Genomic DNA, 9,358 nt, shown 5'->3' with positions numbered 1-9,358 from the left:
CGTCGGCTCGTTCCTCGCCTCCGATGCCCGACCGAGCCCTGGGCCGGTATCCCCCGACCCCGCCCCAACCGGCCGGCCGCGGTCGACCGTTCGTCCTGACTGGTGGGCGGTGCCTCGTGGTGCGGGCGGCGCGCCCGTACTCTCGAAGGGGCGGGGGAGAGCTCGACGAAGGGACGTGCCGTGATGCAGCCGGCTGACGCCACCGTGGCGGACGGGCTGCTGGACTGGGCCTCGCAGACCGCGATCGATCTCCAGCCCGTGCTCCAGACCGTTGCCATCACCGTGGCCATCCTGTTCGTGATCTACAAGGCCGTGCAGTCGAAGTTCTCTCTCGGCACGATCGTGGTGTCAGCCTTGGCGGCGGGCATCTTCGTCTGGCTCGTCTTCAACGTCATCGACCTCAGCGACACGATCGGCGAGGACCTTCCCGGCGGTGCGTCCGTCGACGGCTGAGCGTCTGCCCACTCTTCCGTCACCGCCCGAATGATCACGTTCAGCACGAGATCTCGTGTCGCACCATGCTTACAAGCACAGTGAGGCTCGGGTAATCCTGCTGAACGTGATCATTTCGAGCCGTTCGCGGTCGCCTGGCGGCATCCGGAGAACATGATCATGTGTAACAGCACGTCAGCGCGCCGTGTGCAACTACTGGTACGGCTAGGTCCGTACCAGTGGATGTGCCCTTCGTCACGTCCCGTCCACCATGGACACGGAGTCACCGGCGGTCATCGATGTGCAGTCGCGCCGGAAAGCGGCATCCAGCGAAATTGGTCTGCGATTGGTCGATGCGGATTGAGGCGGAGCGTCGTTAGGCTCCGCGAAACTCGTTCCAGGTGTTTCCGTTCGCGACACGGAGGGCCGGCCTGTGCAGCAGTACGTTTTCGATTTTTCGCAGGGAAGCAAAGACGACCGCGATCTGCTTGGTGGCAAGGGCGCCAACCTGGCCGAGATGACCTCACTCGGACTGCCCGTTCCGCCGGGCTTCACCATCAGCACCGAGGCGTGCCGCGCCTATCTGGCCACCGGGAGTGAACCGGACGGGCTGGCCGACGAGGTCGAGCGAAATCTCGCCGATCTGGAAATGCGGATGGGAAAGCGCCTGGGCGACCCGTCGGACCCCCTGCTCGTGTCCGTTCGGTCCGGCGCCAAGTTCTCGATGCCGGGAATGATGGACACCGTCCTGAATGTCGGGCTGACCGATTCCTCGGTGTCGGGCCTGGCCGGGAAGGCTGGTGACGAACGCTTCGCCTGGGACTCCTACCGGCGGCTCATCCAGATGTTCGGGAACACCGTCCTCGGCATCGACGCGGAGCATTTCGACAAGGCGATGGACGCGGTGAAGAGGGACCGCGGCGTCGAGGCCGACGTCGACCTGGACGCCGCCGACCTGCGCGGACTCGTCGACGAGTTCAAGGCGGTGGTGCGCCGGGAATGCGACGAGGAGTTTCCCCAGGAGCCGCGCCGTCAGTTGGACCTCGCCATTCGGGCGGTGTTCGACTCGTGGAACACCGAACGCGCCCGGATCTACCGGCGGCAGGAACGCATTGCCGACGACCTCGGCACGGCGGTCAACATCGTGGCGATGGTGTTCGGCAATCTCGGACCCGACTCGGGCACCGGTGTCGCGTTCACGCGCGATCCGGCGACGGGCGAACAGGGAATCTACGGAGACTATCTGCCGAACGCCCAAGGCGAGGACGTCGTCGCGGGAATTCGGAACACGCTGCCGCTGGCCGACCTGGAACGCCTCGACAAGACGTCCTACGACCAGTTGCTCGGCTTCATGGAAACGCTGGAGCGGCACTATCGCGACCTCTGCGACATCGAGTTCACGATCGAGCGCGGAAAGCTTTGGATGCTGCAGACCCGGGTCGGCAAGCGCACCGCCGCGGCGGCATTCCGAATTGCCGGGCAACTGGTCGACGAGGGACTCATCGACGAGGACGAGGCATTGTCCAGGGTCACCGGCGCGCAGCTGGCGCAGTTGATGTTCCCGCAGTTCGACCCGGCGGCCGAGCGCACGCCCATCGCCCGCGGCATGGCGGCCAGCCCCGGCGCTGCGGTCGGCAGGGCGGCCTTCGACTCCGCCACCGCGGTCGCATGGGCCGACGCCGGCGAGGACGTCATCCTCGTGCGCCGCGAGACCAACCCCGACGACCTGCGCGGCATGGTCGCCTCGCGCGGCGTCCTCACCTCGCGCGGCGGCAAGACGTCGCACGCCGCCGTCGTCGCCCGCGGCATGGGTCGCACCTGCGTCGTCGGCGTCGAGGCGCTGCGGGTCGATCCGCGCGCCCGCGAGTTCGCAACGCCGGACGGTGTCCGCGTCGCCGAGGGCGACGTCATCTCCATCGACGGCGGCACCGGCGAGGTCATCGTCGGCGAGGTCGCGGTGGTCCCGTCGGCGGTGTCGGACGCGCTGGGCGGGGAGCCGCTGCCCGACGACGTCGACGACGCGCGGCGGCAGGTGGTCGACGCGGTGCTGCGCTTCATGCGGCACGCCGACGAGCGCCGCCGGCTGGGCGTGCGCGCCAACGCCGACACCGGCGAGGACGCGCGGCGCGCCCGGACGCTGGGCGCCGGCGGCATCGGGCTGTGCCGGACCGAGCACATGTTCCTCGGCTCGCGGCGCAAGGTCGTCGAACGAATCATCCTGGCCCGTACCGACGAGCAGCGCGAGGCCGGCCTGGACGAGCTGCGGCCGTTGCAGCGTGCCGACTTCGCCGAGATCCTCGAGGCCATGGACGGCCTGCCGGTCACGATCCGGCTGCTCGACCCGCCACTGCACGAGTTCCTGCCCGACCTCACCGACCTGTCGGTGAAGGTGGCCGTGGCTGAGGCGACCGGCCAGCGCGACCACGAGTCCGCGGACCTTCTCGCTGAGGTGCAGCGCCTGCACGAGCAGAACCCGATGCTCGGCATGCGCGGCGTGCGGCTGGGGCTCGTCGTGCCCGGGCTGTTCCAGCTCCAGGTGCGCGCCATCGCCGAAGCCGCCGCAGAGCTGCGGGGCCGGCGACTGGACCCGCGCCCGCAGATCATGGTGCCGCTGGTGGCGGCCGTGCAGGAGCTGGAGGCCATCCGCGACATGGCCGAGTCGACGGTGGCCGAGGTCGCCGCGGAGACCGGCCTGGAGCTGCGGTTCCCGATCGGCACCATGATCGAGCTGCCGCGGGCGGCGATGACGGCGCACCAGATCGCGCAGGCCGCGGAGTTCTTCTCCTTCGGCACCAACGACCTCACCCAGACCACCTGGGGCTTCTCTCGCGACGACGTCGAGGCGACGTTCTTCCCGGCGTACCTGGAGCGCGGCGTCTTCGGCGTGAGCCCGTTCGAGTCGATCGACGCCGAGGGTGTCGGCCGGCTGGTGTCGATCGCTGCCTGGGAAGGCAAGGAGACGCGGCAGGACCTCGAGCTCGGCGTGTGCGGTGAGCACGGCGGCGACCCCGACTCGATCCACTTCTTCGAGTCGATCAAGCTCGACTACGTGTCGTGCTCGCCCTTCCGGGTCCCGGTGGCGCGGCTGGAGGCGGGCCGCGCGGCGCTGACGGCCGCCCGCGGTGAGGGCAGCGACAGCCGCTGACGACCGCTGGCGTGGCATCTTGCGACGAAGCGGGCTGCTGCGATAGGTTGCGGCCGCTTAGTTGCATATTTCTCACATTTGATACTTGAGAGGCCAAGATGCGCCGCCTTCTGTACAGTGCTGCCGTTTTGCCCGTAATTGTCCTGGGTGCCGCCCTGCCCGCCGCCGCCGATCACAACGAACCCGACGAGGTCCTCGACGGCAACGTCAAGTCCTGCAAGGACGGTGTGGTTGACGGGGAGGTCGTCTGGGAGGAGAGCGCGGACGTCCCGGACATCATCGAGCACGGCTGGTTCACCGTCACGCTGTCCGACGACCTCCAGTGGCTCGATGTCGTCCTCACCCCCGCTGGCGAGGAGAGTGGCATCGACCTCGCCGTCCTGGTCAAGGGTGGTAATGACACCGCGCTCTACCTCGGCCCGGACCTGACCCACCTGCACGCGCCCGAGAACGCGTCCGACAAGCCCGCGCAGATCAGCAACTACACGATCTGCAAGGTGCACTTCAACGAGGAGCCGACCGAGCCGCCGACGGATGAGCCGACCGAGCCGCCGACGGAGGAGCCCACGGAGCCGCCGACGGATGAGCCGACCGAGCCGCCGACGGAGGAGCCCACGGAGCCGCCGACGGATGAGCCGACCCCGTCGGAGTCGCCGACCCCGACCGACGAGCCGACGCCGACCGACGAGCCGACGCCGACGGAGTCGCCGACCCCGACCGACGAGCCGAGCCCGTCCGACACGCCGACCCCGTCGCCGTCGGAGACGGACGAGCCCGACCTCCCCGACACCGGTAGCTCGCCCGCGGTGATGATCGCGGCGGCGCTGGTCCTGGTGGCCGCCGGTGCGGTGGCTCTGCGTCACCGCTTCGTCAAGGCGTAGCCAGCACCGTACGCGACGGTCAGGTGCACCACCCGGTCCCTCCCGGCCGGGTCGGTGCACCTGACCGTTCCCGTATCAGCGGACTCAGGTCCGGTCGAGCAAATCGGCGACGATGTCGTCGGCGATGGCCAGGCAGGCGGTCGCGGCCGGCGACGGGGCGTTGCGGACGCAGACGATGTTGCCCACCCGGCTGACGCGGAAGTCGTCGACGAGGGTGCCGTCGGCGTCCATCGCCTGGGCCCGGATGCCGGCCGGGGCGGGCACCAGGTCATCCACCGTCAGCTCGGGCAAGTACTGCCGGGCGGCTGCGGCGAACCTTCGGCGGCTCAGTGACCCGCGCAGCTCGTCGACCGCCGTGCGCCGGTTGGACCAGGCGAACCGACGGAACCCGCTCCACCGGGCAAGGCCCAGCACCTCGCGCGGGTCGACGTCGCGCCGCCGGTAGCCCTCGCGGGCCAGGGCCAGTACGGCGTTCGGCCCGACCATCACCTCGCCGTCGACGCGCCGGGTCAGGTGCACGCCGAGGAACGGGTAGCGCGGGTCCGGGACGGGGTAGATCAGGCCGCGCACGAGGTCGCGCCGTCCGGGCCGCAGCAGCGCGAACTCGCCGCGGAAGGGCACGATGCGCGGGTACTCGTCGTCGCCGGCGAGTCGGGCCAGCCGGTCAGAGTGCAGGCCGGCGCAGACGACCACGCGGTCGACGGCGATGGTCTCGCCGTGCGCGCCAATGACCCGGACCTCGTCGTCGGACTGGGCGAAGCCCACCACCTCGAAGCCGGTGCGCACCGTGCCGCCGGCGTCGATGGTGTCGGCCAGCAGCGCCGCGGCGACTTCGGTGAAGTCGACGATCGCGGTGGTAGGGGAGTGCAGTCCGGCCACGCCGCGCACGTGCGGCTCGATGTCGCGCAGGCCGGCGGCCCCGAGCATCCGTACCCCCGGCACGCCGTTGGCGTGCGCCCGGTCGCGCAGGTCGTCCAGGCGGCGGCGCTGCGTCTGGTCGAGGGCGACGATGAGTTTGCCGCACTCGTCGTAGCGCAGGCCCTTCTCCTCGCAGTACGCGCGCAGCTGCCCGACGCCGCGGCGAGAGAAGCGTGCCTTGGCCGAGCCCGGTGCGTAGTAGATGCCCGCGTGCACGACGCCGCTGTTGCGGCGGGTCTGGTGCAGCCCTGGTTCGGGCTCCTTCTCCAGGACCGTGACCGTGACGTCGTCGGCGGAACGGGCCAGGGCGCGGGCGATCGCGGAGCCGACGATGCCCCCACCGATGACGGCGTACGTGGTCACGATCGGGTCCCCCGTTCTTGGGCGCGGCACGCGGCGACGCATCGCCGCGAAAGAGAGCGTAACCTCGGGCGTTGATGAGCGGCTACGACGACGCCGACCGGGAGCGGTGGGCGCCCGAGCCACCCAAGCGGGCGGTTCGGACGGCCTTCGAACGCGACCGTGCCCGGGTGGTGCACTCGGCGTCCCTGCGCCGGCTCGCCGCGAAGACCCAGGTGGTGGCGCCGGGCAGCGACGACTTCGTCCGCAACCGCCTGACCCACTCGCTGGAGGTCGCGCAGGTCGGCCGCGAGCTCGGCAAGGCGCTGGGCTGTGACCCCGACATCGTCGACGCCGCCTGCCTCGCCCACGACCTCGGCCACCCGCCGTTCGGCCACAACGGCGAGCAGGTGCTCGACGAGATCGCTGGTGGCATCGGCGGGTTCGAGGGCAACGCGCAAACGCTCCGGCTGCTCAGCCGTCTGGAGGCGAAAGCCGCCCACCCCGACGGCCGCTCCGCCGGGCTCAACCTCACCCGGGCCAGCCTGGACGCGGCGACCAAGTACCCGTGGCGGCGCGGCGAGGGCGACGGCCGCAAATTCGGCGTCTACGACGACGACGCCGAGGTGTTCGGCTGGCTGCGCCAGGGTGCCGCGGGCGACCGCCGCTGCCTCGAGGCACAGATCATGGACTTCTCCGACGACGTCGCCTACAGCGTCCACGACGTCGAGGACGCCATCGTCGCCGGCTGGCTGCGCCTGGACAAGCGGTTGGACGACCCGGAGGAGCACGAGCGGCTGGCGTCGCTCACCCGCGACTGGTACCTGTCCGACGGCTCGCCCGACGAGATCGGCGCGGCGCTGGACCGGCTGCGGGCCTTGCCGTACTGGGTGGACGAGTACGACGGCCGGCTGCGCTCCCAGGCCGCCCTCAAGGACATGACCAGTCAGCTCATCGGCCGCTTCTGCGACGACGCCGAACGGGCGACGCACGCCGCGTACGGAGGCGGACGGCTCACCCGCTACGCCGCCGACCTCGAGGTGCCGCGGACCACCCGGGTCGAGGTCGCGGTGCTCAAGGGCCTTGCGGCGGTGTACGTCATGACGGCCTCGGACCGCAAACCGATCTACCAGCGGCAGCGGGAGCTCATCGAGGAACTGGTGGCACTGCTGCGGCTGCGCGCCCCGGACGCGCTGGAGCCGGCCTTCCAGGAGAGCTGGGACGGTGCCGCCGACGACGCCGCCCGGCTACGGGTCATCGTCGACCAGGTGGCGTCGCTGACCGACGACTCCGCCCACGCCCTGCACGCCGCACTGACCAGCTGACCTCGGCACGGCTGCCCGAATCAGTCAGGCTGGCAGTTCGGGCACCAGACAGTGGACCGGCCGCCGACCCGGGCGCGGCGGAGGCTCGTGCCGCACCGCGGGCAGATACCGTCACGATCGTCGCGGTGCCCGGTGAGCCAGGTGTCCCGCCCCGGAACCCGGCCGGCTCGCATCGACCGCGTCAGCACCCTCCGCAGGTGGCGGTGCAGACGGTCCAGCTCGGCGTCGGTGAGGTCCTCGGTCCTGCGTCGCGGATGGATCCGGGCCCGCCAGAGGACCTCGTCGGCCAGGAGGTTGCCGAGCCCGGCGACGACGGACTGGTCCATCAGGGCGGGCTTGAGCCGCCGCCGGATCGCGCCCAGCCGCATGCCGAACTCGTCCTCGCCGAGGTCGGCCGCGTCCGGCCCGAGGCCTTCGAGCACGTCCGCGAGGTGGTCGTCGTCGGGCGGGAGCCTGATTCCGTGGAGCTTGCGCAGATCGCGGTAGCGGAGCTCGCCGGAGTCGGTGACGATGACGACGCGGTCGTGCCGGTGCCCCTCGTCGTCGCCGGTCACCCAGCTCAGCGAGCCGGTCATGCCGAAGTGGAAGACCACGCTCGGCTCGGCGCGGCGATGCCGCCGGCCGGTGCGGACCGGCCCGATCAGCCACTTGCCGTGCCGCCTGGGTGTAGCGAGCGCGCGATCGGTGAGCGCATCGCGCAACACCTCCGTGCTCACGTCGCGCAGCACGCCAGGGTCGAGAACGTCGACGCGCTCGATCCGGTGGCCCGCCGCTTTGTCGAGCACCCGGCGGAACCCTTCGACGTCAGGTAGCTCCGGCATGTCCACGACGTACCCACCACGCCGGGTCCCATGGGCGGATGGTGAGCGGGGCTCAGGGCGGAACGACGTCGGTCCGCCGGGCGCGCCGGCGGCCGACCTCGCGCAGCGCGTCGAGCACGGCCCGGGCAGCCGGCGCACGCTGGTCCCGCACGATGGCCGCCTGGATGTGACGGACCGGCTCACCCCCTGCGATCGGGACCGCGGCGATCTGGTCCGGCCGGACCAGCACGTTGAGATCGTGCGCGATCGTCACGCCGCGGCCGACGGCGACGAGGGCCTGGGCTTCGAGAGGCTCGTCGCCATGGCCGGCGAGCACGATGCCGGGCTTGATCGGGGCCGCCAGGAGTACGTGGTCCACCAGCCGGGCGGCCGAGCCGTGGTGAGCGCGGACCCAGGTGTCGTCGGCCAGGTCTCCGACCGACACCTGGGTCGCGCCGGAGAGCCGGTGGCGGGCAGGGAGCAGCGCGCGCGGCGGATCGGCGAAGAGCGGGACGATCTCGACGCCAGGCGGCGGCGGGTCGGGCTCGAAGGCGTGCTCGAAGACGATAGCGACGTCGATCTCTGCCTTTGCGAGCTGCTCCATCGCGGTGTCCCGGTCCACCAGGACGTCCTCGATCGGATTGTGCCCTTGCCGGAACAGGTCGGGATGACGACGTTCGAGCACGACCGACAGCTCCGAGGAGAGGAGAACCAAGGCGGTCATGAACGAGCCGAGACGAACTCGGCCGCTGCGCAGCCCGGCCAGGTCAGCGACCTCGGCCTCGACCCGGGCCAGCTGGCCGAGGATCGTGTCGGCGCGCTGCGCCAGCACCCGGCCCGCCTCCGTGGCGCCGACCCCGTGCCGCGTGCGGCGCACCAGCTGCGTGTGCAGCTGGCGTTCCAGCAGTGAGATCTGGCGCGACACAGCGGGCTGGGTCAGCGACAGCGCCTTCGCTGCTGCCGAGAACGAACCGTGCTGGATCACGGCGCGGAAGGTCGCGAGCTTGACGACATCGAGCATGCCGAAATGTTAGGTCTTCTCTCAGGATCTCTGTTGGCGCGTTATAGATCCACGCGGGGTACGGGAGTGGCCATGATCACCATGCGCCGTGCTCGCCGCGCGAACGCCGTCGTGTTCTTCCTGACCGCGTTCGTCTCCGCGGCGTGGGCGACCCGCATCCCTGCGGTCCGGGACCGGTTGGACCTCTCCGTCGTCGAACTGACCGCGGTGGCCGTCGGCTTGGAGGGAGGCGCGGTGGTCGGGCTGCCGATCGGCGCCGCGGTTGTCGCCCGGCTCGGCAGCCGGCGGGGCATGCTGGCCGGCCTGCTGGTGTATGGCGGAGCTCTGTGCGGCGCCGGGTTCGCGCCCGGCCTGGCCGTACTCGTCACCGTCATCGCCGTCCTCGCCGTGGCCAACAGTGTCGTCGACGTGGCCATGAACGTGCAGGGCGTGAAGCTGGAGCGGCGCGCCGGCCGGCCGGTGCTGCCCGGCTTGCACGCGGCAGGGGCGTTCGGGTT

8 protein-coding genes are annotated in these 9,358 nt (G+C 70.9%); 5 read left to right on the top strand and 3 right to left on the bottom strand.

Annotated features, from left to right (window positions below):
- The first annotated feature begins 180 nt into the window (after positions 1-180).
- The 3 genes from E1269_RS31435 to E1269_RS31425 all read left to right on the top strand — a co-directional run bounded on the left by E1269_RS31435 (position 181) and on the right by E1269_RS31425 (position 4,458).
- Positions 181-453, top strand: a complete 273-nt coding sequence (locus E1269_RS31435) for a hypothetical protein (protein ID WP_131902104.1) — start codon at positions 181-183, stop codon at positions 451-453.
- 412 nt (positions 454-865) lie between these two features.
- The gene (gene ppdK / locus E1269_RS31430) at positions 866-3,577 is read left to right on the top strand and encodes a pyruvate, phosphate dikinase (RefSeq protein ID WP_131902102.1); all 2,712 of its coding nucleotides are present in this window, start codon (positions 866-868) and stop codon (positions 3,575-3,577) included.
- 128 nt (positions 3,578-3,705) lie between these two features.
- A complete protein-coding gene (locus E1269_RS31425) occupies positions 3,706-4,458 on the top strand; it encodes a hypothetical protein (protein WP_131902100.1) in 753 nt (250 codons plus the stop codon).
- A gap of 84 nt (positions 4,459-4,542) precedes the next feature.
- Here the strand turns inward: E1269_RS31425 and lhgO are convergent, their stop codons facing one another.
- Positions 4,543-5,742 (bottom strand): L-2-hydroxyglutarate oxidase, encoded by a 1,200-nt coding sequence (gene lhgO / locus E1269_RS31420; RefSeq protein WP_420810698.1) that lies wholly within the window; start codon positions 5,740-5,742, stop codon positions 4,543-4,545.
- Between the two features lie 71 nt (positions 5,743-5,813).
- On the opposite strand from lhgO, the gene E1269_RS31415 reads away from it, so the two are divergent.
- Complete coding sequence (locus E1269_RS31415; protein ID WP_131902096.1) at positions 5,814-7,040, top strand: deoxyguanosinetriphosphate triphosphohydrolase; 1,227 nt, start codon at positions 5,814-5,816, stop codon at positions 7,038-7,040.
- A gap of 20 nt (positions 7,041-7,060) precedes the next feature.
- Here the strand turns inward: E1269_RS31415 and E1269_RS31410 are convergent, their stop codons facing one another.
- Both E1269_RS31410 and E1269_RS31405 read right to left on the bottom strand, forming a co-directional pair.
- Positions 7,061-7,861 carry an Fpg/Nei family DNA glycosylase gene (locus E1269_RS31410; protein ID WP_131902094.1) on the bottom strand — a complete coding sequence of 267 codons (801 nt, stop codon included), beginning with the start codon at positions 7,859-7,861 and terminating at the stop codon, positions 7,061-7,063.
- 52 nt (positions 7,862-7,913) lie between these two features.
- Positions 7,914-8,861 (bottom strand): LysR family transcriptional regulator, encoded by a 948-nt coding sequence (locus E1269_RS31405; RefSeq protein ID WP_131902092.1) that lies wholly within the window; start codon positions 8,859-8,861, stop codon positions 7,914-7,916.
- Positions 8,862-8,933: 72 nt separating this feature from the next.
- Here E1269_RS31405 and E1269_RS31400 point away from each other — a divergent pair.
- Positions 8,934-9,358, top strand: a 425-nt coding sequence (locus E1269_RS31400) for an MFS transporter (protein WP_162606714.1), incomplete at its 3' end; no start/stop codon positions are given.

This window comes from Jiangella asiatica (genome assembly GCF_004349065.1).
GTDB classification, from domain to species: domain Bacteria; phylum Actinomycetota; class Actinomycetes; order Jiangellales; family Jiangellaceae; genus Jiangella; species Jiangella asiatica.
The sequence above is the reverse complement of the archived record's forward strand: the minus strand, read 5'-3'. Positions and strand labels throughout refer to the sequence as shown.